Origin of the sequence: Planomonospora alba (genome assembly GCF_039534085.1) — a bacterium.
GTDB lineage: Bacteria > Actinomycetota > Actinomycetes > Streptosporangiales > Streptosporangiaceae > Planomonospora_B > Planomonospora_B alba.
This window is the reverse complement of the sequence record NZ_BAAAUT010000045.1, coordinates 29,316-54,773: the sequence shown is the minus strand read 5'-3', so window position 1 is coordinate 54,773 and position 25,458 is coordinate 29,316. Positions and strand designations below refer to the sequence as shown.

Below are 25,458 nucleotides of genomic sequence, written 5' to 3'. Positions count from 1 at the left end.
CGACTCCCTTCCTGCGCAGGGGCGGCGGGACGCACCGGGAGCCGTCATCCATCCGTAACGCGGATTCTTTATGATCGAAGCCGATCAGCACTAGTCTCAGGGCGGGCGGACAGGTGACGGACGGGAAGACCCACGACGCGGCCGAGAGCGCCCGGCCGCTGTTCGCCGCCGAGCGGCGCCAGCGCATCCTCGACCTCGTACGCGCCAACGGCGCCGTCTCCCTGCGCGACCTCGCCCGGGCCGTCGGCTCCTCGGAGGTCACCGTCCGCCGGGACGTGCGGATCCTGGAGGGCGAGGGCCTCCTCGACCGCCACCACGGCGGGGCCACCCTGCCGGGGGAGCTCTCCCGGGAGCCGACCTACCTGCAGAAGGCCCAGCTGTCCGGCACGGAGAAGACGGCCATCGCCGACCTCGCCGCCTCCCTGGTCGAGGACGGCGACGCCATCGCCGTCGGCGCCGGGACCACCACCCAGGCCTTCGCCCGCCGGCTGGCCAGGCACACCGAGCTGGCCGTCGTCACCAACTCGCTGCTGGTCGCCCAGGCGCTCGCCGACTGCCCGCGCATCGAGGTGGTGCTGACCGGAGGCACACTGCGCGGCTCGATCCACGCGCTCGTCGGCAGTTCCGCCGAGCACGCGCTCGCCGGGCTGCGGGTGCGGCGCGCCTTCGTCTCGGGCAACGGGTTGACCGCCGAGCGCGGCCTGTCCACGCCCAACCTCCAGGTCGCCGGGGTCGACCGGGCGATCGCACGGGCCGCAGAGGAGGTCGTCGTGCTCGCCGACCACACCAAGATCGGTGTCGACACCATGGTCCAGACCGTGCCCACCGAGGAGATCGCGCACCTGGTCACCGACGACGAGGCCCCGACGGAGATCCTGGACGACCTCGCCTCCCGCGGGGTGCGGCTGCACGTCGCCCGCGGCTGAGGCCGCCCCCGGAGGCCCGCAGCGGCCGGTGGATGTCCGACTGCGATCGATGACGTTTCACTTCTTTACGGAATCGTTTCTTTTCTCGGTCATCATCGGGACATGCTCCCGGGCGATCCACGGAGGGTCATATGGCAGCCGCCATTCGGGCCGTCGAAGCGGCGGGCATCGTCAAGGGCTTCCCCGGTGTCCGGGCACTCGACCACGTGTCCTTCACGCTCGCCGCGGGCGAGGTCCACGCCCTCGTCGGGGAGAACGGCGCCGGCAAGTCCACCCTGGTCAAGGTGCTGACCGGCGTCCACCGGCCGGACGCCGGGCGGCTGCGCCTGCACGGCAGGGAGGTGCGGTTCGCCGGTCCCCCGGAGGCCCGGCGCGCCGGGATCTCCACCGTCCACCAGGAGGGCAACCTCGTCCCCAGCATGAGCGTGGCGCGCAACCTCTTCCTCGGCCGCGAGCCCAGGAACCGCTTCGGGCTCATCGACCTCGCCCGCGCGAGACTGCTGGCCGAGGAGATCCTGCTCGGGTACGGCCTGCGCCTGGACGCGCGCCGGCCGCTCGGCTCGTTCGGACCGGGGACGCAGCAGTTGGTGGCCCTGGCCCGGGCCGTCCAGGCGGACGCGCGGGTGGTGGTGCTGGACGAGCCCGCCTCGTCGCTGGAGGCCCGGGAGGCGGAGACCCTCTTCGAGGTGATCGCGCGGCTGCGGGCCGAGGGCCGGGCGGTGCTCTACGTCAGCCACCGGCTGGACGAGGTCTACCGGATCTGCGACCGGGTCACCGTGCTGCGCGACGGCCGCGTGGTGCACACCGGCCCGGTCACCGGGCTCGACCGGCTCCGCCTGGTCTCGCTGATGCTCGGCCGCAGAGCGGCCGAGATCGCGGAGCAGGGGGTGAGCGCCTTCGCCGGCTCCCATCCCGAACCGGCCGACGCCCCGCTCCTGCGCGTCACCGGCCTGGTCAAGGAGCCCGTCCTGAAGGGGGTCTCCCTGGCCGTCCGCCCGGGCGAGGTCGTCGGCCTGGGCGGGCTGATCGGCTCGGGGCGCAGCGAGACCGCCCGCGCCATCGCGGGCGCCCTCCCCCCGGACTCCGGCAGCGTGACGGTCGCCGGCCTGCCCGTGCGCGGCCGCACGGTCCGCGGCGCGATCCGCGCGGGCATCGGCATGCTGCCGGAGGACCGCGCGGCCGAGGGGCTGATCCCCTCGCTCTCGGTCAGGGAGAACATCGCGCTCGCGGCGCTGCCCCGGCTCTCGCGGGCCGGCATCGTCTCCGACAGGAGGATCGACCGGATCGTCGAGACCTTCATCAGGCGGCTCGGCATCAAGGCCACCGGCCCCGGACAGCGCGCCGGCGAGCTGTCCGGCGGCAACCAGCAGAAGGTCCTGCTCGCCCGCTGGCTGGCCATGAGCCCCAAGGTGCTGCTGCTGGACGAGCCCACCCGCGGCATCGACGTCGGCGCCAAGGCCGAGATCCAGGCGCTCATCGACGAACTGGCCGTCGACGGCCTGGCCGTGCTGCTCATCTCCTCCGACCTGGAGGAGCTCGTGGAGGGCTCCGACCGCATCGTGGTGCTGCGCGACGGGGCCGTCGCGGCCGAACTCAACGGCCCCGACGTCACCGCCGGGCTGATCATGCGGGCGATGGCGGCCCACTCCCCCGCCCCGGTGCCGTCCGGCGGAGCCTAGGTCCGTGCCGGGCCCGGCGCCGCCGGCCGGTCCCAGATGTGCCGGGCCCGGCGCCGCCGGCGGAGCGGCGCCTACTCCTCCTCGGCGAAGACGACCTCGCGGCGCCTGCGGACCGCCGGGAGGACGGTCACGACGATCGCCGCCGCGGCCAGGGCCAGGAGCACCGCGGAGATCGGCCGGGTCAGGAAGACCGACGCGTCGCCGCGGGAGATGATGAGCGCCCGCCGCAGGTTCTCCTCGAGCAGGGGCCCGAGGACGAAGCCGAGCAGCAGCGGCGCCGGCTCGCAGCCGCACTTGATCAGGACGTAGCCCAGGATCCCGAAGAAGACGATCGCGTGGACGTCGTAGGCGTTGAAGCCCAGGGAGTAGGTGCCGATCGCGGCGAACAGGATGATCATCGGGAACAGCACCTGGTACGGGACGCGCAGCATGCGCACCCAGAAGCCGATCAGCGGCAGGTTCAGCAGGACGAGCAGCACGTTGCCGATCCACATCGACGCGATCAGGCCCCAGAACAGCACCGGTTCGTCGGTGATGACGTTCGGGCCGGGGGTGATGCCGTGCACGATGAACGCGCCGACCATCAGCGCCATGACCGGGTGGGCGGGCAGGCCCAGGGTGAGCAGCGGGATGAACGACGTCTGCGCCGCGGCGTTGTTCGCCGACTCGGGGCCGGCGACGCCCTCGATCGCGCCGTGCCCGAACTCCTGCCGCCGCTTCGAGATCCGCTTCTCGACGGCGTAGGAGGTGAACGAGGCCAGCACGTGGCCGCCGCCGGGCAGCACGCCGAGCGCGGCGCCGAGACCGGTGCCCCGCAGGATCGGGCCGACGATCCTGCGCCGGTCCTCGCGGGTCGGCCACAGGCCCTTCACCTCGCCGACGACCGCCGTGCGGGTCCGCTCGCCCTCCAGGTTGCGCAGGATCTCGGCCACCCCGAACACGCCGACGGCCACCGACACGAAGTCGATGCCGCCGTACAGCTCGCGCCGGTCGAACACGAACCGGGGCGTGCCGGTGTAGATGTCCTGGCCGACCGTGCCGAACAGGACCCCGAGCGCGATCATCGCCAGTGCCTTGAGCGCCTCGCCGCGTGCCAGCGCGATCGACACGATCAGGCCGAGCAGCACCAGCGAGAAGTACTCGGCCGGGCCGAAGCGCAGGGCGACGCGGGCCAGGGGCGGGGCCGCGACGGCCAGCACGACGGTGGCCGCCGTCCCCGCGACGAAGGACCCGATCGCGGCGGTGGCCAGTGCCGCGCCGGCCCGGCCCCGCCGGGCCATCTCGTGCCCGTCCAGCGCGGTGACCGCCGCCGACGACTCGCCCGGCAGGTTGATCAGGATGGCGGTCGTCGAGCCGCCGTACTGCGCGCCGTAGTAGATGCCGGCCAGCATGATCAGCGCCGTCACCGGCTCGAAGCCGAACGTGATCGGCAGCAGCATCGCCACCGTCGCCGTCGGCCCGATGCCCGGCAGCACGCCGACCGCCGTCCCGAGCAGCACCCCCGCGAAGCAGTAGAGGACGTTCTGGGCCAGCAGCGCGGTCGAGAGGCCCAGGGCGAGGTTGTCGAGGAGTTCCATGCCGCACTCCGGATCCCGGTCAGAGCCCCAGCCACGGACCCCACAGGGGGATCCGCAGCTGAAGCCCGACGACGAAGATGAGCGTGGCCGCCGCGGTCAGGCCGGCGGCCACGGCCGCGGCAGCGAGCGGCCGTACGCGCCTGGCGGCCAGCGTGGTGAGCAGGGCGGTCACCGCCGACGTCGGCACGAATCCGAGGCCCCGCACGGTGGATCCGAAGAACAGGACCGCGAGCACGATGACGGCGACCGCGCGCCAGGGGACCGGCCCGAACGCGGCCACCCCGCCGGCGACGAGCCCCTTGACGACGATCGCCAGGCCCAGGGCGGCCGTGATCGCGCCGACCAGCAGCGGGAAGGCGCCGGGGCCCATCCGCAGCGGGGTGCCCAGCTCGTGACCGAGCGACCCCGCCGCGAACGCGCCACCGATCAGGACGAAGATCCCTCCGGCGAGGACGTCGGGGAGGGAGCGGCGGCGCTCCACCTCAGGAGGCCTTGACGCCGGCGTCGGCGATGACCTTCGCCCAGGTGCCGAGCTGTTCTTCGAGCTTGGCCCGGTGCGCCTGCGGCGTCGCGTCCCCGGCCGGGACCGGCGCGGTGCCGAGCTCGGCCATCTGGTCGACGATCTTCTGGTCGGCCAGCGCCGCCTGCAGCGCCTCGGACAGCTTCCGCACGACGTCCTGCGGCGTGCCCACCGGGACGTAGAGGCCGTGCCACACGCTGACCTGGAGCCCGGGCAGCCCGGCCTCGGCCGTGGTGGGCAGGTCGGGCAGGCTCTCGACCCGCTCCGGAGTGGTGACCGCGTACGCCTTCACCTCGCCCGCGGAGATCTGGCCGCTGGTGTTGGTCGTCTGGTCGCACATGAAGTCGACCTGGCCGCCGACGAGGTCGGTCAGCGCGGGGCCGGTGCCCTCGTACGGGACCTCCTGGAGCTTGACGCCGGCGGCGGTCTGGAACAGCAGGCCGCACAGGTGGGACGCGGCGCCGATGCCGGCGTTGGCCAGCGTGACCTCGCCGGCGTTCGCCTTCACGTGGGCCACGAGGTCCTTCAGGGTCGCGGGCGCGAAGTCCTTGCGGGCGACGACCGTCATCGGCACCTCGGTGACGAGCCCGACCGTCTCGAAGCTCTCCAGCGGCTTGTAGCCCAGGTCCCGGTAGAGGGCGGGCGCCGTCGACATGCCGATGTGGTGCATGAGCACGGTGTAGCCGTCGGGCTTCGCCCGCGCCACCTGGCCGGCGCCGACCGTGCCGCCGGCGCCCTCGACGTTCTGGACGACGATCTCGCCGCCGAGCGCGGCCGCCATCGGCTCGGCGATCATGCGGGTGACGGTGTCCGTCGGGCCGCCCGCGCTGAACGGCACGACGAACGTGATGTTCCGGTCAGGGTAGCCGCCGGGGGCGCCTCCGCCGGAGGCGCCCCCGTTGCCGGAGCAGGCGGCGGCGAGCGAAACGACGCCGATCGCGGCGATCACCCGCGCCACGGCCCGGTGCCTGCTGGTCGTTCTCATGTCGCGACCTCCTCGTCAGCGCCTCCGCATCCGTCGGTGCGTGCGCCGCCTCAGTCTCGGCCGACGGGGGCGCGGATGGTGTCAGGGAAATCCCAAGGAATGCACCGGACGTCAGGGAGATCCCAAGAACTGAGGGCTGACACGGGTGTCCGTCCCGGTCTTAGAATCCGGTATGCGGATCACCATCATCGAGGACGACGACCGCGTGGCGCGGGGTCTGGTGACCGTCCTGTCCCACGCGGGGTTCGAGGTCCACCGCCTGTCCACCGCCGTCGAGGCCGTGCACGCCACCCCGTCCGACGTGGTCCTCGTCGACCTGAACCTGCCCGACGGCGACGGGCTCGACGTGATCCGCAGGCTGCGCGACCGCCCGGAGACCGCCGTCATCGCCGTGACGGCCCGCTCGGAGGAGCACGAGCGGGTCCGCGGCCTGCGCGCCGGTGCCGACGACTACATCGTCAAGCCGTTCGGCGTCCCGGAGCTGCTGGCCCGGATCGACGCCGTCCTGCGGCGCACCCGCGCGGCGCGTGCCCTGAGCCCCCCGGACGAGCCGCTCGTCCTCGGCCCGGTGCGGATCGGCGTCGGCACCCGCGAGGTCACCGTCGGCGGCGCGCCCGCGGCACTGACCCGCAAGGAGTTCGAGCTGCTCCTGCTGCTGGCCCGGCGGGCGCCGAACGTGGTCAGCCGCGACGTCATCCTCGACCAGATCTGGGGCGCGACCTGGGAGTCGTCGAGCCGCACCCTGGACACCCACATCGCGGCGCTGCGGCACAAGCTCGGTCCGGCCGTGCCCATCCGCACGATCCACGGGGTCGGCTACCGGCTCCTGGCCGACCGGCCGGAGCCGACCGGCTGACGTGCCGTGCACCGCCGCCTGCTCGTCGTCCTGGTGCCCCTCGCGGTGCTGCTCGTCGCGGCGCTCGGGGTGCCGCTCGGCGTCTCCGTGGCCGAGCGGGAGATGCAGGAGACGTACGTCGATCGGCTCAACGACGTCGGCCGGTTCGCGTCACTGGCCAGGACCGCGCTGTCGACCGGGCGGACCGGGGCGTTCCAGCAGGAGCTGACGCGCTACCACGAGCTGTACGGCATCCCGGTCGCGGTGGTCGACACCTCGGGCGCGGTGCTGCTCGGACCGGCGGACGCCTACCGCCGGGCCGCGCAGGACGAGCCGGCGCTGCCCCGGATCGTGACCGCGGCGCTGGCGGGGACGCGGCCCGAGCCGTCCGCGCACTGGGCGCCGTGGGACGACTCCGCGCTCGTGGTCGCCGAGCCGGTGGGGCGCGACAGCGAGGTCGCCGCCGCCGTCGTGACGATCTCCGACCTGTCGCGGACGCGCCGGCGCATCCTCGTGCGCTGGGCCCGGCTCGCTGGCCTCGGGCTGCTGCCGCTGGCCGCGCTGGTGGCCGTCGCCTGGCCGGTGTCGGCGTGGGTGCTGCGGCCGGTGCGGGAGCTGGACGCGGCGAGCTCGCGGATCTCCCGGGGCGACCTCACGATCCGGGCGGACGCCGAGGCCGGGCCGGTCGAGTTGCGGCGGCTGGCGGAGTCGTTCAACACCATGATGGACGCGGTCGAGAACGCCGTGCGGCGGCAGCGGGCGTTCGTGTCCGACGCCTCGCACCAGTTGCGCAACCCGCTGACCAGCCTCCGGCTCGCGGTGGAGAGCCTGGAGCCGCACCTGCGCGCCACCGGTGACGGACGGCAGGTGTACGACGTCGCCGTCGACGAGCTGAAGGCGATGCAGCGGCTGCTGAACTCGCTGCAGGCCAGCGCGCGGATGGAGAGCATCCGGACGGCCTCACCGGTGGATCTCGACGCGGTGCTGGCGACCCGGGTGGAGCGGTGGCGGGCGTTGACGGCGGCGGCGGGGCAGAGGCTGGCGGTCGACGTGCCGCCGGGGCTGCGGTTGCTGGAGCCGACGGGCGGCCTGGGCGGCATCCTGGACGAGCTGGTCAGCAACGCGCTGCGGCTGTCGGGGGCGCAGGTGGTGGAGGTGAGCGCCCGGGTCGTCCCCGGTGGCGCGGGCGCCGGGCACGGCGCCGCCGCCACGGGCGGAGACGGGGCTGGAGACGTGGCCGGGGACATGGCCGGGGACATGGCCGAGATCGCCGTCCGCGATGACGGCCAGGGGATCGACGCGTCCGACAGGGCCCGGGCGCTGCAGCGGTTCTGGCGGTCGCCGCGGCACCAGAACGTGCCCGGCACCGGCCTGGGACTGGCGATCTGCGCCGACCTGGTCGGGGCGGCCGGGGGCGGGCTGCGGTTGGAGGAGGGACTGCCGCGCCCGGACGGGTCCGGGCGCGGATTCGCCGCGGTGGTCGCGCTGCCGCTCGTCCCCCGGGCCGCGTCGCCGTCCGGCGCGCCGGATCCCTCACCGGTCTGAGGACCCGGGGGCTCCACCGCCGTCCCGCCGCCCCGCGGTCCCGCCACCCGCCGCCGCCCCGCGGTCCCGCCACCCGCCGCCGCCCCGCGGTCCCGCCGCCGGCCGGTCGTCGTCCCGGCTCGGCTCCCGGGTCAGCGCTTGTGGTCGCGGAACCAGGCGGCCGCGCCCGGATGGAGCGGGATCGACGCGGTGGAGATCCCGGTGCGCACGTTGATCCGCCACGCCTCGGGAACGGCTTCGGCGTCGTCGCGGCCGGCGGAGGCGACGGTGCCGGTGTGCGTGAAGACGGCACCGGTGACGGCGTGGACCAGGTCGCCGGGCAGGTCGTCGCGGACGAGGAGCACGTTCGGCACGGCCACGGTGCGGGTCGCCCGGACGCCGGCGTAGGCGGTCGCGGGGATCACGGCCGGCGCGTAGGGACCCGGGAACGCCGTGAGGAGCGCGTCCGCCTGCGCGTCCAGCGGGATGAGCCGGATCGGGTGCCGCTGCGCCAGCGCCGTGATGGCGGGGGTCGGGACGCCGGTCAGGGAGAACATCGCGTCGATCCCGCCGTCCCGCAGCGCCGCCGCCGATTCGGCCTGGCTGAGGTAGCGGCCGTCGGCGCTCACCCGGCCGAGCTCCAGGACCCGCAGCGACGTGAACTCGGTGCCCGAGCCGCGGGCGCCGAGGGACACGCGCCTGCCCCGCAGGTCCCGGAACTCCTCGATCGCCGAACCGGCCATGACCAGCAGGTGCAGATGGCTGTCGTAGAGCCGGCAGATCGCCGAGAGCCCCGCGGGCGCACTGCCGTCGGCCGTGATCAGCGCGTCCAGGCTCGTCAGCCCGAGGTGCGCCTCGCCGTCCCGCAGCATCCGGATGTTGTCCGCGGACGCCCCGCTCGGCACGGTGGTCACCGTGACGCCCGGCACCTGCTCGGAGATGTGTCCGGCCAGCGAGCCGCCGACGCGCCGGTACACCGCCCCCGCCGGACCGGTGGCCAGTCTCAGGTGGACCGGGCCGGCCTCGGACCGCCGGGAGCAGCCGGCGAGCAGCCCTCCGGCGGCCAGGAGCACCGCCCGCCGGCTGATCCGCGGCTCCGGGTTCGGCACCATGCCGGGATGATACGGACGGCGGCCGCCGGCCGCACCGGGGCGCGGGCGTCCCGCCGGCGCGCTCCGCCCCGCGCCGGCCCCCGCCGGCGGCGCGGACGGCCCCGCGCCGGAGGCGCACGCGTCTCCTCGGCCCCCGGAGCGCTCGCCCCCTGCCGATCACGGACCGGACCGGTCGAGGGAGAGCGGGAAGGAGACCGGGCCGCCGGGGGTGCGGACGGTCACCCGGCCGCCGGAGCAGGTGATCCCGGGGTCGCCGGTGCCGGGGACGACCAGGGTCAGCACGGAGCGCGCCGGAGGCGACAGGACCGTCGCCGACCGCGCCGTCCTGAGGTGGCCGGTCGCGATCTCCTGGACCTCCACCTCCTGGCCGTCGAGCGGCAGCCCCGAGGCCGGATGGAGCTGGACCAGCGTCACCCGCCGTTCCCCGTCGGCCAGCACGACCCTGCCGGCGCGGACGGAGACCGCGGTGAGCGACGGGTCGAAGTGCCAGAGACTGCGCAGCACCGACCCCGCCGGGACCTCGTCCAGCACGGCCATCAGGTCGGCGCCGTGGCAGACCAGCACCGAGCGGGTACGGCGGACGCCGTAGGCGTCGTCGGCGAGCCGGAAGCACTGCCGCTCCGGACCGACGGACGCGCTCACCAGGCGCGTCGCCGTACCCTCCCGGAACGTCGCGCCCGGCACGACCGGGACGTTGTGCGCCTCGGGCGAGGCCGTCCACCGCTGGTACGGCGTGCGCTCGTAGGAGTGGAAGCCCGCCTCGACGAGGACGGCCCGGCCCTGGGCGTGGTAGGTGAGGCCCAGGTGGTCCTCGTGGCCGTGCAGCCTGCGGCCGGGGCCGAACCTGATCGAGTAGTACGCCGAGGACGGGTCGTCCCAGGCGGTCCTGGCGAAGACGTAGCCGGCGTCGAACACCTTCACCGTCTCCCTCTGGGCGGGGATGCCCGCCGGGCGCACGCCCGCCGGGCCGTCGCCGATCGGCACCAGGCGGCCGTCGGGCTGGGTGGCGTGGGCGATGTAGGACTCCAGCGACGCGCGCCGCGCGGCCAGGCCGGCCGGGACGTCGAGCCCGCACGCGGCGATGGTCTCCAGCGCGGCCCCCAGCCGCCGGTGCACGTAGAGGCCGTACCGCGGCGCCTGCTCGTGCAGCGCGCCCTGCCCGTCGATCGCGATCAGCGCCGAGGCCGTCATCCGCCGGACGGCCAGCTCCTGCCAGGGCCGGTGGCCGAGGCGGCGGCCGATCGTCAGCAGCGCGATGTCCTGGTCCAGGCCGTGGTTGTGGCCCTGGCGGTAGCGCGCCGGATCGGCCAGGACCCGTCCGTGCTCGGCCAGGCTCCGGAGCAGCCAGGCGGCGCGCACGTGCGCGCTGAGGCAGACCAGGGCCGGGCCGCGCAGCGCGACCGGGTGCTCGGCCCAGGCCCACGGGCTGACCCCGGTGCCGCCTTCGGGGTTGTTTCGCACCCAGTCCTCGGCGATCGCGGCGGCGCGGTCGAGGAACTCCCGGTTCCCCGAGCGCTCGTACTCCACGACCAGGCTGCCCATCCAGCGCAGCGCGTGCAGGTTGAGCGCCCAGGACCTGCTCCGGTGCGGGTCGAGGTGCCAGTCGATCGCGCCCGTGCCGAGTTCGACGGGCGGGAGACCGGAGAACGCGACCCGGCCCCGCAGGACCTCGGAGACCTCCACCGCGGGGAATCCGCCGGGCACGCAGACGGCCGGGCCCTCGCCCGATGGGAGGGGCGGTACGGCGCGCCGCTCCCCGAGGGCCCGCGTGGCGGCCCGCCGCAGGAGGGCCGCGCCCGCACGGCGCAGCCGCGCCGGTGCGGCGGGCCGGTGCGCTGCGGGGCCGGACGCCGCGCTGACGTGGTTGAACAAGTGCTTGCTCCGATCAATGGTATGGGCGGCTCCGCGCGCCCCGGGTCGCACCCGCGAGCGTGCCCACGGGTCACGCCCACGGGTCGCACCCGCGGGCGTGACCGCGGTCGCCGAAGACCCACGCGGCGGTTCGCCGGAGACCCGAACGGGCGGTTCGGCGGAGAGACCGCGTGGCGGACCCGGGACGGTCCGGAGGACCGCCCGGCGCGGCCGGTTACGGGAGGCCGGGGGCGGCCGGTTCGTCGTCGGTCCAGCCCGCCTCGAGGACCAGTTCGACCTGGTCGCCTCCGGCTTCGGACAGGCCCGTGGCGGTGGAGGAGAGCACCTGCGAGTCGCCGGGATCGATGATCAGTGTCCGCCGGACGGAGGGGGTGGTCCGCAGGGTGAAGGAGAACGCGGCGCCCGTGCGGCCCAGCTCGTCCGCGGCCTCGCCCAGATAGCGGACGTTCGGCAGCTCCGCCAGGGCCCGGTAGGCGGCCGCCCGCACGGCGGGCGGTGACGGCTTGCTCCACAGCAGGCCGCTGAGCGCGTCGGCGACGACACCGTCGGGCGAGCCGCCGGCGGAGGCGCCGCCCGCCTCCTGCTCGCGCACCACCCGGCTCACCCGGTCCTTCAGCGCGGCGGCCTCGGTCGGCAGCCCCTGGATCTGCTCGAAGGTCATCGCGCGGCCGGCCATGCTGAACGGCACCTTGCCCGTGGCCGCCGTGAGGCGCCCCTCCTCCGGCGAGGTGGACAGCACGCGTCCCCGGCTCGACCACTCGGCGGGCGAGCCGTCGCGCCGCCAGGCGTCCTCGTCGGCCTTGCTCGCCGGGCGCGCCCCCAGCGCCCGGGAACCGGACCAGACCCGGCCGTCCCTGGCCACCCACTGCTCGGTGATCCGCGACTCCACCAGCCGGTAGCGGTTCTCGCCCCGGCCGAGCGGCTCGGGATGCACCTGCCGGTGCAGCTTCCTGACCCTCCAGTACGCGCCGGTCTCCTCGGGTTCGGAGGCGGCCGTGCTCGCCGCCGCCAGCAGGATCGACCGTCCGGAGACCGCCGAGACCCGGCCCGGCGCCCCCGGCTCACCGGCCGTCGTCCCCACGACCGCCACCGCCGCCGCCATCGCCACGGCGGTGAGCGCGGCCGCGGCCACCGCCCCCGACGGCCTCGGACGCCACCGCCCCGGCCCGGCCCCCAGGCGCGTCCAGAATCCGGCTCCCGGGCGCCGGCCGGCCCCGGCCGCCAGGTGGTCGCGGACTCCGTCCTCCACCCGGACGCGCACCCTGGCCGCGGCGAACGGGTCGGCCTGCGGCTCGCCGTACAGCTCGCGGAGCGTCCTCAGGTCATCCACGGCCGGCCTCCTCGGGGTCGAGCATCGGGTTGCCGCCGCCCAGCGCGGCACGCAGCTTCTTCCTGGCCCGGCTCAGCCGGGATCCCACGGTCCCGTACGGGATGCCCAGGGCGGTGGCGACCTCCTCGTGGCTCAGCCCGGCCAGGGCGACCAGCAGCAGGACGTCGCGGTCGCGCCGGTGGAGACCGGCCACCGCCGCCGCGAGCTCCGGCCGCAGGCTCTGCGCGCTGACCCGTGCGGCGACGCGCTCGTCGTGCCCGGGAGCGTCGACGTCCGAGCCGTAGCGCCCGAGCGCGCGCAGTGTGCGCACCTCCAGCCGGCGGTGCCTGCCGACGAGGTTGGTGGCGATGCCGTACAGCCACGCCCGCACGCTCGCCCGCGACGGGTCGTAGGAGTCCCGCTTGCGGAACGCGGTGAGGAAGGTCTCGGCGACGACGTCCTCGGCGTGGTCGGGACCGAGCCGCTGGGCGACGTAGCGGTGGATCTCCGCGAAGCAGGCGTCGAAGACCGCGCCGAACGCCTCCGGGTCGTCGAGGGAGAGCGGACCGGCCCCGGCGTCCTCTGCGGGCGGGATCGGCTCGGTCCCCTCCGGAGACAGGGCGATCCGGGGCAGTGCGGTCATGATGGTCTCCCCGGCATGTTCATCCTTCCGGGATCGATCGGACGGTCGCTTCTTATCGCCCGATCCCCCGGTCCGCTTTCACGGTCGCCGATGTGGCGTGCGTCACTCTCCCGGACCGCGCCCCGGGCACACGCCATCCCCGGACATCGGCACATGAGAACAGCATTCAGGAAAAGGCAGGATATTCAGATGTGAGACGTCCTGGCCGAGGCGACCGACAAGCACCCGGCGCAGGTGCAGGTCTACAACGAGGACACGGTCGTCGGCTACCGGGCGAAGGTGACGTTCTCCGGTGCGCTTCCGCAGCGCCGCGTCAACGAACTCCTGGGCAGGGTGCAGAAGCTCCGGGACGCGGTGAAGTACGCCCGCGAGGAGGCCAACGGCATCGAGGTCACCGACCGGCGGATCGCCGAGACCGTCTTCGGCTACCTGCTCGGGTAGCCTCACGAACCCCCATCCCCGGCGGATGGGCGCGCGAGGAGCGCAAGCTGAAACCGAACGTCAGCCTGGACGACGGCGGCAGTGGAGGTTCGATCCCTCCCCCGGGCACGAACGGGCCCGGGGGGCCCAACCGGCAGAGGCAGCCGATCGAACTCAGACTCTCGCTCCGGATTCAGCATCGCCGTCGAGCGTCAGATCGACCGGGGTGGACTGTGATCGTTGAGGTGCCGGTCCGGGTCCGGCCCGGTGCTCTGCCGTGCGCCGGTGGTTCAGCGGCAGAGCGCGACGCCGTCACGACTGATCCACTCTCTTGAACGCCGCTGACGCCGGAACATGGCGGCTCCCCAGCCCCCCGGGGACATGGACAGGCACCCGGGGGTCGCTCCTTTCCCGGCGCGGCCCGACGGCGGTCCGGTCCGCGCGCTCCCCGGTGCGGGCGGACCCAGAGCCCCGTCCGGGCGGCCGGGATCAGGTCTCAGGGCGCCGGTCCGGGCGGCCCGGGCTCAGGCCGCCCGGACCGGCCTCTACCGGTGCGATCGGTCCGGCGGCGCCCCGCCGAGTCCGGCGCGCTCGACCCGGACGGATGAATTCCCGGTGACCGCGGTCTTGCCAACCTGACGGACACCCGCCTATTCTCGCCGTCGGAAAACGCTTTCCTGACCCGGAGTGACCGGGCCTGTGAAGGCGGAGCCCGCGGCGCCTGCAGCTACTCCGTGTATGAGCCGCTGAGCCGCCACCGATCCGGCGCGGGGACTTCGTCCAGCATGCCGACGCGCCACGGAACGAAGGGTGCACGCCATGACCGAGACGTATCGCGCCATCCATCGCGGCCCCGACGGCGACGGCCTCTCGTGACGGGTGGCGGGACCGCCGACCCGGCCCGCATCGACGAGAACGACCGCATCCGCACCGACCGGCGACCTGCCCGGCGACCTGCCCGGCGACAGGCCGGCGGCCCCGACGGCCCGCCGGGACGACCACGGCATGCAGCAGCGGAACCCGGCACTCGACGACGAAAGAAGGCAAGGATGAGACGACGACTCTATGCGGCGCTGGCCACGACGGCCGTTGTGGCCGCGACCGGTACGGCCCTGTCGGCACCCGCGGCGTCGGCGGCGGCCGGCGGCGCCACCGGCTACGCGACCCAGAACGGCGGGACCACCGGCGGCGCGGGCGGGCAGCGGGTGCGGGCCACCACGGGGACCGCGATCCACGCGGCCCTGTGCAACCGGGCCAGCAGCAGCACCCCGATCATCATCGAGGTCGAGGGGACCATCAACCACGGCAACACCGGCAAGGTGTCGGGCAGCAGCTGCAACACCGCCGCCGGTGTGATCGAGCTCAAGCAGATCAGCAACGTCACGATCGTCGGCGTCGGCGGCGGAGCCGTCTTCGACCAGGTGGGCATCCACATCCGCGACTCCAACAACATCATCATCCAGAACGTGACCGTCCGGAACGTCAAGAAGTCGGGCTCACCCACGTCCAACGGCGGCGACGCCATCGGCATGGAGAGCACGGTCCGCAACGTCTGGGTCGACCACGTCACCCTGGAGGCGTCGGGCGGGGAGTCGGAGGGCTTCGACGGCCTGTTCGACATGAAGGACAACGTCCAGTACGTGACCCTGTCCTACAGCATCCTGCGCAACTCCGGCCGCGGCGGCCTCGTCGGGTCCAGCGAGAGCGACCGCTCGAACGGCTTCATCACCTACCACCACAACCTGTACGAGAACATCGACTCCCGTACGCCCCTGCTGCGCGGCGGCATCGCCCACATCTACAACAACCACTACGTGAAGCTCAACGAGTCCGGCATCAACTCCCGGGCCGGGGCGCGCGCCAAGGTGGACAACAACTACTTCAAGAACTCCAAGGACGTCCTCGGCACCTTCTACACCGACGAGGCCGGCTACTGGCAGGTCAGCGGCAACATCTTCGACAACGTGACCTGGTCCAGCCCCAGCGGCGACAACAAGCCCGCCGGCCCCAACCCGCAGTCCAACACCACCGTCAGCATCCCCTACTCCTACAGCCTCGACGCGGCCGGCTGCGTGCCGAGCATCGTGAGCCAGACGGCGGGCGCCGGCAAGGGGCTGAAGGTGTCGGACGGCAGCTGCTCGCCGCAGACGCCGGACCCCACCCCCACCGCCACCCCCACGTCCACCCCGACCTCCACCCCCACGTCGACGCCGACCTCCACCCCCACGTCGACGCCGACCCAGCCGAGCGGGACCAACCTCAGCATCGGGGCCGGCTCCGACGGCTCCAGCAAGGCCAGTGGGACGAGCTACGGCAACGTGCGGGACGGCGACCTGAGCACCTACTGGTCGCCGGCCGGCTCGACCGGCTCCATCTCGATCAAGTGGGGCTCCGCCACCGCGGTGTCCAAGATCAACATCCGTGAGGCGTCGGGCTCCGCGGGCAGCATCAAGACCTGGCGGGTCCTCAACGGCGACACCGGCGCCGTGCTGACCTCCGGCAGCGGGGCCGGCGTCATCACCTTCCCCCGGACCTCGCTGCGCAAGATCACCTTCGAGATCACCGGCTCGACCGGCACGCCCAAGGTCGCCGAGTACGAGACGTACGCCGGATAGCCGTACGGTCCCGCCGTCCGCCCGGAACCGGCGCACCCCCGGTCCGCCGGGCGGCGGGAACGCCTCCGGCCCCGGCGCCGCGACCGCCGTACGGCGCCGGCCACCCGGGGCCGGGGGCGGTCGGATCGGACGGCTCCCCGGCCCCGGGCCGCCGAGGCCCCGCCCACGGCACCGCCCCCGGAACCCCCGCATGATCCGCGGCCTCGCCGGAGCGAACTTTCGCGGCCCGTCCTCCGTCGAACCGGTGTACGGCCCACCATCCAACGGAGGAAACATGACGAAGCACACGACCGCCCGGCGCCTGAGCCACGCGGCACTGGCCGCGGCCCTGTCAGGGACCGCGCTGCTGTACGGCGCCGCGCCCGCGGCGGTCGCGGAGTCCGCGGCGGACCGGACCGCGGCCCGGGTGAAGGGCACGCTGGGCCCGTTCGGATACGGTGGCGTGCGGCTGGGGATGAGCACCGGGAAGGCCCGGGCGACCGGGAAGATCGTGCGCAAGCCGGGCACGGGCCCGTGCACGGGCTGGGACCTGAAGGCGCATCCGACCGGCCGCGACGAGGTCGGCCTGTACATCTCCAGGAAGCGCGGCGTGGCCATGATCTTCGCTCCCCCCGGCGTGAAGACTCCGCAGGGAATCAGGATCGGCTCCACCGCCGGGCAGATGATAAAGGCCTACCCCAAGCTGAAGCAGGCGGCCAGCGGATACGCCACCGTGTCCGTGCCGGGCAACCCCCGGGCCTCCTACTACTTCCTGCTGTCCCACGGCGAGATCTACGAGATCGCCCTGGCGCTCAAGAACCAGGACTGCGCCAACTAGCGCGTCCCCGGCCACGGGCGGGCGGCGCCGCGCCGCCGCCCGCCGCGCCGCCGCACCACCCGCCCCGGCACGCCGCCGCACCATCCGCTCCGGCACGCCGCGGCGGGCGGCGGACGGGCGGCGGACGGGCGGCTCGCGGCGGCACCCCTGCGGTCTCAGAGGGCGGTGTGGATGTCCGGGTTCAGCGTGCCCTTGTGGTGTTCAGCGAAGATCTTCGCCACGAGGCCGCCACGGGTCGACACCTCGACCTTCTCGAACACCTGCTTCAGATAGCCGCGGACGGTGTGGGTGGACAGGCAGAGCGTCGCGGCGATCTCCGCGGTGGACAGGCCGCCGGCGACCAGCCGGGTGATCTGCTGCTCACGCCGTCCGAGCCGGTAGGCCCTGACGATGAGCGGTGCGAGGTCGGTGGCCTTGGCCGGTTCGATCACCACGGCCGTCTTGCCGCCCTCGCCGTTCGGCTCCCGCAGGGGGAAACCGTGGATCATCAGCCAGCGGCCGTGGAGCAGCAGGCGTGCCCGTGCGGTGCCCGCGTCGCGGCCGGCGGCGATGGCGCGGGCCTTGTTCACGACCGCGCGCAGCTCGGCGGGGATGGAAACGGCGTCCCGGCCGTCGCCGTCCACCTGCGTGAACGGCAGCTCGCGCAGCCACAGCTCCGCGGTCTCGGTGACCGATTCGAGCCTTCCCGACCGGTCGAAGGTGAGCACCCCGGGCGCGTCGAGCGTGTCGGCCGCGGGATCCGGCCGCAGCAGCGCCGCGCGGCGGAAGGCGTCACCGATCGGAGCGGACAGATCGGACAGGAAGCGCTCCTCGGCGGTGGTGAAGGGCCGGGCGCCGTGCGCACGCCACAGACAGGCGTAGCCCCACACCTCACCGCCGCTGCGGAACAGGCAGCGCAGCTCGTCACCGAGGCCGAGTGGCCGGTTGAGGGTGTGGTAGCGGGAACTGCGCGCCGGGTGCCCGTCCGTGGCCCGGTGGAGGGATGCGGTCGGCGTCCTGCGGCGGGCCAGCGTACGGAAGTGGTTGACGTCCTCCACGAAGAACTCGTTCTCCCAGTAGCTGTCGCAGGCTTCGCCGGAACCGAGGTTCTCCAGCCTGGTGGGAGAGGTGGCGAGCATCGTCAGCGGGTCGGCCGCCGCCCAGAAGGCGGCGTCGAAGGGGACGGCCTCCCGCAGCAGCCGGGAGATCTCGTCCAGCAGGGCGTTGTCCGCGATGCGCGCCCGAACCGCCCGTCGGATCCGTTCGAGCACGCGCGAGGCCGGCGGAGTGCCGGAAACAGGCTCCACCGATCGATCGTGGACGCTCGGACGAGATCCCACAACCCCCCCGTTTGAGGGGATTGTCCACCCGCCCGCCCCTCATTCGCGGGGTGCCGCGGGAACGGTCCAAAACGCATTCTGAGGACGACAACGACGGCAGCCGGAAGCGACGCGGCCGGCAACGGGAGCCGTCCGCGCCGGAGGCCCCCGGACCACCCGGCGGGACGCTCCGTCCACGCCCCGCCCGCCGTCTCCGGCCGACGGCACGCGCCGGGACGCCGCACGACGGCGCCGGCGGTTCTCTCCCGCACTCAGGAGACAGGAGAACACGATGCACCGTTCCATCCGCCGCCTCCTCGGCCTGACCGCCGCCTGCGGCGCACTCGCCGCAGGCGGGGCGGCCGCGCTCACCGCCGCCGCCGAGGCGACCGCCCCGGCCGCGGCCGCGGCCGCGGGCTTCCGCGCCGACCCGCCCGAGCGCTGGGGACCGGTCTACTCCCGCTACCACGAGGGCTCGCGGGCCTACGCCGTCGGCCGCTACCTGGTGGACGAGGAGCACGGCGACAGGTTCGTCGTCGACGCCAGGCTGTACGACAAGGGCTCGCCCTCCTGGCTGTGCGCGCACCTTGAGGTCAAGTTCGAGGGCGACGACCTGGACAGGAGCTACTGGGCCAGGAAGTGCGGCTCCGCGGGCTTCGCCCGTTTCAGCCGCGCCGTCACGGGCTTCGGCGTCACCCACGTCTCGGCCCGGGTCTGCTACTGGGACGACGAGACCGAGCGCAAGAAGTACTGCGGCAAGTGGGTCTACCTCTACAGCGGGGGCGAGGAGGAAGAGGAGGAGGAGTAGCGGCGCCGTTCCGCCGCGGCCCGCCACCGGCTCTCCGTGTGACGGACGATGGGGAGGCACCGGCCCCGGGGCATCCCGCCCCGGGGCCGGTGCCGGGGGTCTCACCCCGAGGCCGGTGCCGGAGCGGGCGCGGGTGCCGGACCGCTGTCCGATCCGCCCGCCCCCGGCTCCCGGTCCGATCCGCCCGCCCGCGGCTCCCGGTCCGATCCGCCCGCCCGCGGCTCCGGACCAGGCTCCGGACCAGGCCCCGGCTCCGGTCCCGGCTCACCCGCGCCCGGCTCCGGGCCCGCTTCGCCGAGCTGCTCGCGCAGGTAGTTCCAGAACACGGCGACCAGCGCGGCCGCCGGCACCGCGAGCAGGCTCCCGACGATGCCCGCCAGGCTGCCGCCGAGCGTGACCGCGAGCAGGACCACCGCCGCGTGCAGGCCCAGGCCGCGGCTCTGCACCATGGGCTGGAAGACGTTGCCCTCGAGCTGCTGCACCGCGATGATGACGGCCAGCACGATGAGCGCGTCGGTCAGGCCGTTGGAGACCAGCGCGATGAGCACGGCCACGAATCCGGCGAAGAGCGCGCCGATGATCGGCACGAACGCCGACACGAACGTCAGCACCGCCAGCGGGAGCACCAGGGGCACGCCGACGATCCACAGGCCCAGGCCGATGAAGACGGCGTCCAGCAGCCCGACGAAGGCCTGGGAGCGGACGAACGCCCCCAGGGTGTCCCAGCTGCGCGCGGCGACGGCCGGGAGGTCGACGGCGAGCCTGCCGGGCAGCTGGCGGGTCAGCCACGGCAGGAATCTGGGGCCGTCCTTGAGGAAGAAGAACATCAGGAAGAGGGCCAGCACCGTGGTGACGAGTCCGTTGAGCACCGTTCCCACGCCGGTGACGGTCGCGTTGACGATGCTGCCGACGCTGTCCTGGATGCGGGTCACCGCCGTGTCGAGCGCCTGCGCGAGCTGGTCGTCGCCGATGTTCAGCGGCGGGCCCGCGGCCCATCCCCGCATCTTCTGGATGCCGTCGATCACGCCGGCGGTGAGCTCACCGGACTGGGACGCGACCGGTACGGCGATCAGCACCACGATGCCGGCCGCCAGCACGAGGAACAGCACGGTCACCACCGACGCGGCCAGGGCGGGGGGCCAGCCGCGCCGGCGCAGGAAGCGGGTGGGCGGCCAGGTCAGCGTGGTCAGCAGCAGCGCGACGATCACCGGCCACGTGACCGACCACATCCGGCCCAGCGTCCACAGCGCCACGACGATCACCAGCAGGACCAGGAGCAGCTCCAGGGAGATGCGGGCCGAGGCACGCAGTGCCGCTCGGGTCTTCGCGGGACTCATGGGGGCAGGCATGGGATCACCCTAAGGCGCCCGGTGGGCGGAGCCGCCCGCCGCCTGCCCCGTGGCGCGCAGGCCGCCTACTCGAACGGGGAGGGATCTCCGGCTCCTCTGCGGAGGATCTCGGGCTCGTCCTGCGAGAAGTCGACGACCGTCGTCGGCACGGCACCGCAGTCACCGGAGTCGATCACGGCGTCCACCGCGTGGTCGAGCTCCTCCTTGATCTCCCAGCCCTGCGTCATGGGCTCGGTCTCATCGGGCAGCAGCAGGGTGCTCGACAGCAGCGGTTCACCGAGCTCGGCCAGGATGGCCTGCGTGACGACGTGGTCGGGGATGCGGACGCCGACCGTCTTCTTCCGGGGATGCAGCAACCGCCGCGGCACCTCCTTCGTCGCGGGCAGGATGAACGTGTAGCTGCCGGGGGTGGCCGCCTTGATCGAGCGGAACAGCGCGTTGCCCATGTGGACGAACTGACCGAACTGGGCGAAGCTCCCGCACATCAAGGTGAAGTGGTGGTCGTCGCCGAGGCGGCGGATCTCCTTGATCCGGTCGATGCCCTCCTTGTTGCCCAACCGGCAGCCCAGCGCGAAGCACGAGTCCGTCGGATACGCGATCAGCCCGTCCGCGCGCAGCAGGTCGGCCACCTGACGGATCACTCGGGGTTGCGGGTTGTCCGGATGCACATCGAAGTACTTCGCCATGATTGAGAGCTTAGGAGCCGGCGCTCCGGCACAGGACGGCCGGACCGCCGCAGGAGGACCGGCAGACCGGTCCGATCACCCCCTGCACACTGTCGGTGGACTGGACTAAGGTTCCCCCGAAAGGGTGTTCGATTTCCGTGCTGCCGGGTGGCGGACAGCACCGCTCCCGGCGGCCCCCATCACGATCGTCGACAAGGAGATCGCATGACCGAGCCCAGGACCCGCACCCTCGAGGTGCCCGGTGCCGTCCTCCGCTACGACGTGCGGGAGGCCGACGAGGCCGACGCGCCGGTTCTGCTGATGATCGGCTCCCCGATGGACGCCGGCGGGTTCACCACCCTGGCCGGGTACTTCCGGGACCGCACGGTGGCGACCTACGACCCGCGCGGGGTCGGGCGGAGCGAGCGGACCGACGGCGGCGGCGAGCTGACGCCCGAGCAGCACGCCGACGACCTGCACCGGCTGATCACCGCGCTCGGCGGCGGGCCGGTGGACGTCTTCGCCAGCAGCGGGGGCGCCGTCAACGCGCTGGTGCTGGTGGCCCGGCACCCGGAGCAGGTGCGCACGCTCGTGGCGCACGAGCCCCCGGCCGCCCAGGTCCTGCCGGACCGGGAGCGGGCGCTGGCCGCGGTGGCGGACATCCGCCGGACGTACGAGCGGGACGGTTTCGGCGCGGCGATGGCGAAGTTCATCGCGGTCACCGGGCTGCGCGGCGAGATCCCGGCCGACTTCGCCGACCGGCCCTTCCCCGGCCCGGCCGATCTCGGGCTGCCGGTGGAGGACGACGGCTCCCGCGACGACCCGATGTTCGCGCAGAACCTCATGACCTGCACCCACCACGAGCACGACTTCGACGCCCTGCGCGCCGCGCCGACCCGCATCGCGGTCGGCGTCGGAGCCGAGTCGGAGGGGGAGATGGCCCACCGGGCGGGCGTGGCGGTCGCCGCGCGGCTCGGCTCGGAGCCCGTGGTCTTCCCCAGCCACCACGCCGGCTTCCTCGGCGGGGAGTTCGGCATGAAGGGCGACCCGGAGGCCTTCGCCGCCACGCTGCGCCGGGTCCTGGCCGGGGAGGACCCTGTCCGCTGACGCGCCCCGAGCGGGCGGTCAGGCGCCGTCGCGCAGCGCGCGCTCCAGGGCGCCGAGGGAGGGGATCGCCCGCAGGAGGGCCTCCCGGTGCTCGGCCGTCAGGCCGTCGAGGGCCGCCGCCAGCAGCTCCGCCCTGGCCTCCTCCAGGAGGCGGGCGTTCTCCACGGCGCGGGACGTGGGCAGGACGCGGGTCGCGCGGCGGTCCACCGGGTCGCTCTCGCGCGTGACCAGGCCGGCCTCGGCCAGGCGGCGCAGCGCCGCGCTGACGTTGCTCGGCTGCATGCCGAGCTCGGCGGCGATCTGCCCGGGACTCGCCCCCGGCCGGTGCACCACCAGCCGGACGATGCCGGCCTCCGTCTCCGGCAGGGGCTCGATCCCCGCCGCGCGCTTGCCCCGGCGCACGAGGGTGCGGTTGAGGTCGCGCAGGACGGTCCCGAGCGAGCGGAGGGTCAGGGTGTCGTCCACGGTCCCATGATACATATGATTATGTATATATAAATATAAGTATCGACAGAGAGACCTCCGAATGCCCCGCCCCGTCGAACGCTCCGGCGTGCCCGGCCCCCTCCTGCTCGTCCTCGCCCTGCTGTCGGCCCTGGCGCCGTTCGCGACGGACATGTACCTGCCCGCCTTCACCGCGCTGGCCGCCGACATGCGCACCACGGCTCCCGCCGTCCAGCTCACCCTGACCGCCTTCCTCATCGGGCTCGCCGCGGGCCAGCTCCTCATCGGCCCGCTGTCGGACCGCTTCGGCCGCCGCGCCCCGCTGCTCGTCGCCATGACGGTCGCCACCGCGGCCGGTGCGGCGTGCGCGCTCGCCCCCGACGTACGGGTGCTCATCGGCGCGCGGTTCGTCCAGGGCTTCGCGGGCTCGGCGGGCATCGTCATCGCCCGCGCCGCCGTCGCCGACCGCGTCGCCGGCCCCGCCGCGGCCAGGATCTTCGCGCTGCTGGCGAGCATCGGCGGCATCGCCCCCGTCGTCGCCCCGCTCGCCGGCGGCGCGCTCGTGCCCTTCGGCTGGCGCAGCGAGTTCTGGGTGCTCACCGCGATCTGCGCCCTCATGCTGCTGGGATCCCTGCTCACGGTGCGCGAGTCCCTGCCGGCCGACCGGCGCCACACCGGCGGCCTGGCCGTCACCGGACGCACCGTGCGCCGGCTCTTCACCGACCGCGTCTACCTCGGCCACACCCTCGCCTTCGCGCTCGGTTTCGCCGGTCTCATGGCCTACATCTCCGCCTCCCCGTTCGTGCTGGAGGGCGTGCTGGGCCTGTCCACCACCGCCTACACCGTCGCCTTCGCGGTCAACGCGCTCGGCATGATGGCGGCGGGCCTGCTCGGTTCCCGGCTGGTCGGCCGCTTCCACCCCCGGACACTGCTCACCGCGGGCCAGATCGTCGTCCTGGTGCTCTCGGTGGTGCTGCTGGCGCTGCTCGCGCTCGGCCTGCCCGCCCCCGTCGTGCTGCCCGTGCTGTTCGTACTGGTCGGCTCGGTCACCCTCATCCTGGGCAACGCCTCGGCGCTGGCCGTCGACCGCGCCCCCTGGGCCTCCGGCACGGCCGCCGCCGTCATGGGCGCCCTGCAGTTCGCCCTCGGCGCCCTCGTCTCCCCCCTGGTCGGCATCGCCGGCGAGGACACCGGGCTGCCGATGGGCATCGCGCTGGTCACCACGGCCGTCCTGGGCCTGGCCGCCCGGCTGCTGACCAGGGGCGCGGCCGAGCCCTCCGGGGAGCGCGCCCGCGGGGCCGAGCCCTCGCCCGCCGTGCCCTGACCGCCTTGAGGGACCCCGAAGGGGCTACCCGCCCGGCGCGGCCGCCGCGGGGTCCTGCGCGGCGCCGCCGTGCCAGCGCCAGGCCGTACGGCGGGGCAGCCCGGGGAGCGGGATGCGGCCCGTGCACCACAGCAGGGTGGCGGACGGGTCGTGCCCGGACGGCGCGTCGGGGAAGAGGCGGGCGAGGACCGCGGCGCTGGCCCCGCCGGGCGGTGTCCAGGACAGCCCGAGGCCGCGGGCGATGTCGTGGGTGTGGACGGACAGCTCGGTGATCCCCATCGCGGCGAAGCCCGCGGCGTCGGAGTGGCCCCACGGATGCCAGGCGCGCACGTCCGCGGCCGTGTCCCGGACCGTGGCGGCCAGGAGGGAGGCGGCGATGCCGACGCCCTCCAGGCAGGCGGGGACGGGCGCCCGGGAGTCCAGCGAGGCGAAGAGGGTGATGTAGCGGTCGCGAGGGCGGGCGATGAGCAGGCCCGCGTAGCCGACCAGGCCGAGGGCGAGGTGGTCGAGGGTCTGCCGGCAGGTCCAGTCGAGGTCGCCGGCCCGGCGTGACCAGTCCCGGCCCGCGCCCTCCAGGAGGACGGCCCGGCACTCGTCCGCCACCGCCGGCAGCAGGTCCGGCCACGCGGCGGCGGGAGGCACCGGTCCGGCCCCGGGGCGGGAGGCGGCCGGCGCCGCCGGGGCGCTCATCGGCCGCCCGCCGGGTTCTTCAGGACCTCGATCACGCTCGCGTAGCTGTCGGAGCCGTGGCCCGCGTCCCTGGCCCGCTCCATGGTGTGCTTCAGCAGCTCGGGCAGCGCGTTGTCGACGCCCCGGGCCCGCGCGGCGTGGATGAGGTGGTCGATGGCCGCGATCTGCACGTCGACGGTGGCGTCGTCGCCCGGGTAGCGGCCGGCGTCCACCTGCGGGGCGTACGTCGTCATGAAGCCGGCCACGGCGGTCAGCCAGCGGACCGCGAAGGGCGTGAAGGCCGTCGCCTCCTCCTTCTCCGCACCGAGCAGGGCGGCGCCGTGCAGCCAGCCGGTCAGGGTGGACCACATCAGGCCGAGCAGCGCGGCGTCGTAGAGGGAGGCCAGCCCCGGGTCGGCGCCCAGGTGCACGGGGTCGCCCAGGGCCGCCAGGGTCGGGCGGTGGGCGTCGAACACCTCGGGCGGGCCGCTGTAGAGGAACATCATCTCCGCACTGCCGACGCCCGGCGGGGTCGTCATGATCGCGCCGTCGAGGTAGCCTGCGCCGAGCGACCGGGCCCAGCCGGCCGTCTCACGCGCCTGCTCCGGGGAGCCGGAGGTGAGGTTGACCAGGACCTTGCCGGCGAGGGAGCCCTCGACGGGCTCCAGGACGGCGCGCAGCGCCTCGTAGTCGAGCACGCAGGCGACGACGAGCGGACTCGCCGCCACCGCCTCCCCCGGGGTCGCGGCGGGGCGGGCGCCCCGGGCCGCCAGCGCCTCGGCCCTGCCCGCCGTACGGTTCCACACGGTGGTCGGGTGGCCGCGGTCCAGCAGTGCGGCGGCCAGCGCCGAACCCATCGAGCCCAGGCCGATGACGGTCACGGCCGGGTGATCGGAATTCATGTGTCAGCTCCTCGTCCATCCGCCCAGGGCGGTCGATCACGTGGGGACCACGTTCCCA

General features: G+C 74.2%; 23 protein-coding genes. 10 read left to right on the top strand and 13 right to left on the bottom strand.

Features of this window, described 5'->3' with window-relative positions:
• Positions 1-113 precede the first annotated feature (113 nt).
• Together ABD823_RS24840 and ABD823_RS24835 are read left to right on the top strand one after the other, a co-directional pair.
• A complete protein-coding gene (locus ABD823_RS24840; RefSeq protein WP_344863582.1) occupies positions 114-926 on the top strand; it encodes a DeoR/GlpR family DNA-binding transcription regulator in 813 nt (270 codons plus the stop codon).
• Between the two features lie 131 nt (positions 927-1,057).
• On the top strand, positions 1,058-2,605 hold the full coding sequence (locus ABD823_RS24835; protein ID WP_344863580.1) for a sugar ABC transporter ATP-binding protein: 1,548 nt from the start codon (positions 1,058-1,060) through the stop codon (positions 2,603-2,605).
• A gap of 71 nt (positions 2,606-2,676) precedes the next feature.
• Here ABD823_RS24835 and ABD823_RS24830 read toward each other — a convergent pair whose 3' ends face one another.
• From ABD823_RS24830 to ABD823_RS24820, 3 genes are read right to left on the bottom strand one after another with little or no spacing between them, the layout of a single operon-like run.
• Positions 2,677-4,182 (bottom strand): tripartite tricarboxylate transporter permease, encoded by a 1,506-nt coding sequence (locus ABD823_RS24830; RefSeq protein ID WP_344863578.1) that lies wholly within the window; start codon positions 4,180-4,182, stop codon positions 2,677-2,679.
• Positions 4,183-4,201: 19 nt separating this feature from the next.
• A complete protein-coding gene (locus tag ABD823_RS24825) occupies positions 4,202-4,663 on the bottom strand; it encodes a tripartite tricarboxylate transporter TctB family protein (RefSeq protein WP_344863576.1) in 462 nt (153 codons plus the stop codon).
• A 1-nt stretch (position 4,664) separates the two neighbouring features.
• Positions 4,665-5,687, bottom strand: a complete 1,023-nt coding sequence (locus ABD823_RS24820) for a tripartite tricarboxylate transporter substrate-binding protein (RefSeq protein WP_344863574.1) — start codon at positions 5,685-5,687, stop codon at positions 4,665-4,667.
• Positions 5,688-5,859: 172 nt separating this feature from the next.
• On the opposite strand from ABD823_RS24820, the gene ABD823_RS24815 reads away from it, so the two are divergent.
• Both ABD823_RS24815 and ABD823_RS24810 read left to right on the top strand, forming a co-directional pair.
• The gene (locus tag ABD823_RS24815) at positions 5,860-6,543 is read left to right on the top strand and encodes a response regulator transcription factor (RefSeq protein ID WP_344863572.1); all 684 of its coding nucleotides are present in this window, start codon (positions 5,860-5,862) and stop codon (positions 6,541-6,543) included.
• Between the two features lie 6 nt (positions 6,544-6,549).
• On the top strand, positions 6,550-8,067 hold the full coding sequence (locus ABD823_RS24810; RefSeq protein WP_344863570.1) for a sensor histidine kinase: 1,518 nt from the start codon (positions 6,550-6,552) through the stop codon (positions 8,065-8,067).
• 131 nt (positions 8,068-8,198) lie between these two features.
• Here ABD823_RS24810 and ABD823_RS24805 read toward each other — a convergent pair whose 3' ends face one another.
• The 4 genes from ABD823_RS24805 to ABD823_RS24790 all read right to left on the bottom strand — a co-directional run bounded on the left by ABD823_RS24805 (position 8,199) and on the right by ABD823_RS24790 (position 12,982).
• Entirely contained in the window at positions 8,199-9,158 is a 960-nt protein-coding gene (locus ABD823_RS24805) for a TAXI family TRAP transporter solute-binding subunit (protein WP_344863568.1), read from the bottom strand.
• 156 nt (positions 9,159-9,314) lie between these two features.
• On the bottom strand, positions 9,315-11,030 hold the full coding sequence (locus tag ABD823_RS24800) for a heparinase II/III domain-containing protein (protein WP_344863566.1): 1,716 nt from the start codon (positions 11,028-11,030) through the stop codon (positions 9,315-9,317).
• A 214-nt stretch (positions 11,031-11,244) separates the two neighbouring features.
• The gene (locus ABD823_RS24795) at positions 11,245-12,360 is read right to left on the bottom strand and encodes a CU044_5270 family protein (RefSeq protein ID WP_344863564.1); all 1,116 of its coding nucleotides are present in this window, start codon (positions 12,358-12,360) and stop codon (positions 11,245-11,247) included.
• Positions 12,353-12,982 (bottom strand): RNA polymerase sigma factor, encoded by a 630-nt coding sequence (locus ABD823_RS24790; RefSeq protein WP_344863562.1) that lies wholly within the window; start codon positions 12,980-12,982, stop codon positions 12,353-12,355. Before ABD823_RS24790 ends, ABD823_RS24795 begins: the two co-directional genes overlap by 8 nt.
• A gap of 201 nt (positions 12,983-13,183) precedes the next feature.
• On the opposite strand from ABD823_RS24790, the gene ABD823_RS24785 reads away from it, so the two are divergent.
• The 3 genes from ABD823_RS24785 to ABD823_RS24775 all read left to right on the top strand — a co-directional run bounded on the left by ABD823_RS24785 (position 13,184) and on the right by ABD823_RS24775 (position 16,834).
• Positions 13,184-13,423, top strand: coding sequence for a DUF7873 family protein (locus ABD823_RS24785; RefSeq protein ID WP_486352086.1), 240 nt, complete (start codon positions 13,184-13,186; stop codon positions 13,421-13,423).
• Positions 13,424-14,451: 1,028 nt separating this feature from the next.
• Positions 14,452-16,017, top strand: a complete 1,566-nt coding sequence (locus ABD823_RS24780) for a pectate lyase family protein (RefSeq protein WP_344863558.1) — start codon at positions 14,452-14,454, stop codon at positions 16,015-16,017.
• A gap of 274 nt (positions 16,018-16,291) precedes the next feature.
• Complete coding sequence (locus tag ABD823_RS24775; RefSeq protein ID WP_344863556.1) at positions 16,292-16,834, top strand: hypothetical protein; 543 nt, start codon at positions 16,292-16,294, stop codon at positions 16,832-16,834.
• A gap of 155 nt (positions 16,835-16,989) precedes the next feature.
• On the opposite strand, the gene ABD823_RS24770 is transcribed toward ABD823_RS24775, so the two are convergent.
• Positions 16,990-18,120, bottom strand: a complete 1,131-nt coding sequence (locus ABD823_RS24770) for a LuxR C-terminal-related transcriptional regulator (RefSeq protein WP_344863554.1) — start codon at positions 18,118-18,120, stop codon at positions 16,990-16,992.
• Between the two features lie 304 nt (positions 18,121-18,424).
• Between ABD823_RS24770 and ABD823_RS24765 the strand changes: the two genes are divergently transcribed.
• Complete coding sequence (locus tag ABD823_RS24765) at positions 18,425-18,940, top strand: hypothetical protein (RefSeq protein ID WP_344863552.1); 516 nt, start codon at positions 18,425-18,427, stop codon at positions 18,938-18,940.
• Between the two features lie 101 nt (positions 18,941-19,041).
• Here ABD823_RS24765 and ABD823_RS24760 read toward each other — a convergent pair whose 3' ends face one another.
• Together ABD823_RS24760 and ABD823_RS24755 are read right to left on the bottom strand one after the other, a co-directional pair.
• Entirely contained in the window at positions 19,042-20,289 is a 1,248-nt protein-coding gene (locus ABD823_RS24760; protein WP_344863550.1) for an AI-2E family transporter, read from the bottom strand.
• A gap of 65 nt (positions 20,290-20,354) precedes the next feature.
• Positions 20,355-20,975, bottom strand: coding sequence for an L-threonylcarbamoyladenylate synthase (locus ABD823_RS24755; protein ID WP_344863548.1), 621 nt, complete (start codon positions 20,973-20,975; stop codon positions 20,355-20,357).
• 204 nt (positions 20,976-21,179) lie between these two features.
• Here ABD823_RS24755 and ABD823_RS24750 point away from each other — a divergent pair, with 204 nt between their 5' ends.
• On the top strand, positions 21,180-22,061 hold the full coding sequence (locus ABD823_RS24750; protein WP_344863546.1) for an alpha/beta fold hydrolase: 882 nt from the start codon (positions 21,180-21,182) through the stop codon (positions 22,059-22,061).
• Between the two features lie 18 nt (positions 22,062-22,079).
• Here the strand turns inward: ABD823_RS24750 and ABD823_RS24745 are convergent, their stop codons facing one another.
• Positions 22,080-22,526, bottom strand: coding sequence for a MarR family winged helix-turn-helix transcriptional regulator (locus ABD823_RS24745; RefSeq protein ID WP_344863545.1), 447 nt, complete (start codon positions 22,524-22,526; stop codon positions 22,080-22,082).
• 61 nt (positions 22,527-22,587) lie between these two features.
• Here ABD823_RS24745 and ABD823_RS24740 point away from each other — a divergent pair, with 61 nt between their 5' ends.
• Positions 22,588-23,829 carry a multidrug effflux MFS transporter gene (locus ABD823_RS24740; RefSeq protein ID WP_344863543.1) on the top strand — a complete coding sequence of 414 codons (1,242 nt, stop codon included), beginning with the start codon at positions 22,588-22,590 and terminating at the stop codon, positions 23,827-23,829.
• Positions 23,830-23,853: 24 nt separating this feature from the next.
• Here the strand turns inward: ABD823_RS24740 and ABD823_RS24735 are convergent, their stop codons facing one another.
• The gene (locus ABD823_RS24735) at positions 23,854-24,519 is read right to left on the bottom strand and encodes a DinB family protein (RefSeq protein ID WP_344863541.1); all 666 of its coding nucleotides are present in this window, start codon (positions 24,517-24,519) and stop codon (positions 23,854-23,856) included.
• Entirely contained in the window at positions 24,516-25,400 is an 885-nt protein-coding gene (locus ABD823_RS24730; protein ID WP_344863539.1) for an NAD(P)-dependent oxidoreductase, read from the bottom strand. Before ABD823_RS24730 ends, ABD823_RS24735 begins: the two co-directional genes overlap by 4 nt.
• Between the last annotated feature and the right edge of the window lie 58 nt (positions 25,401-25,458).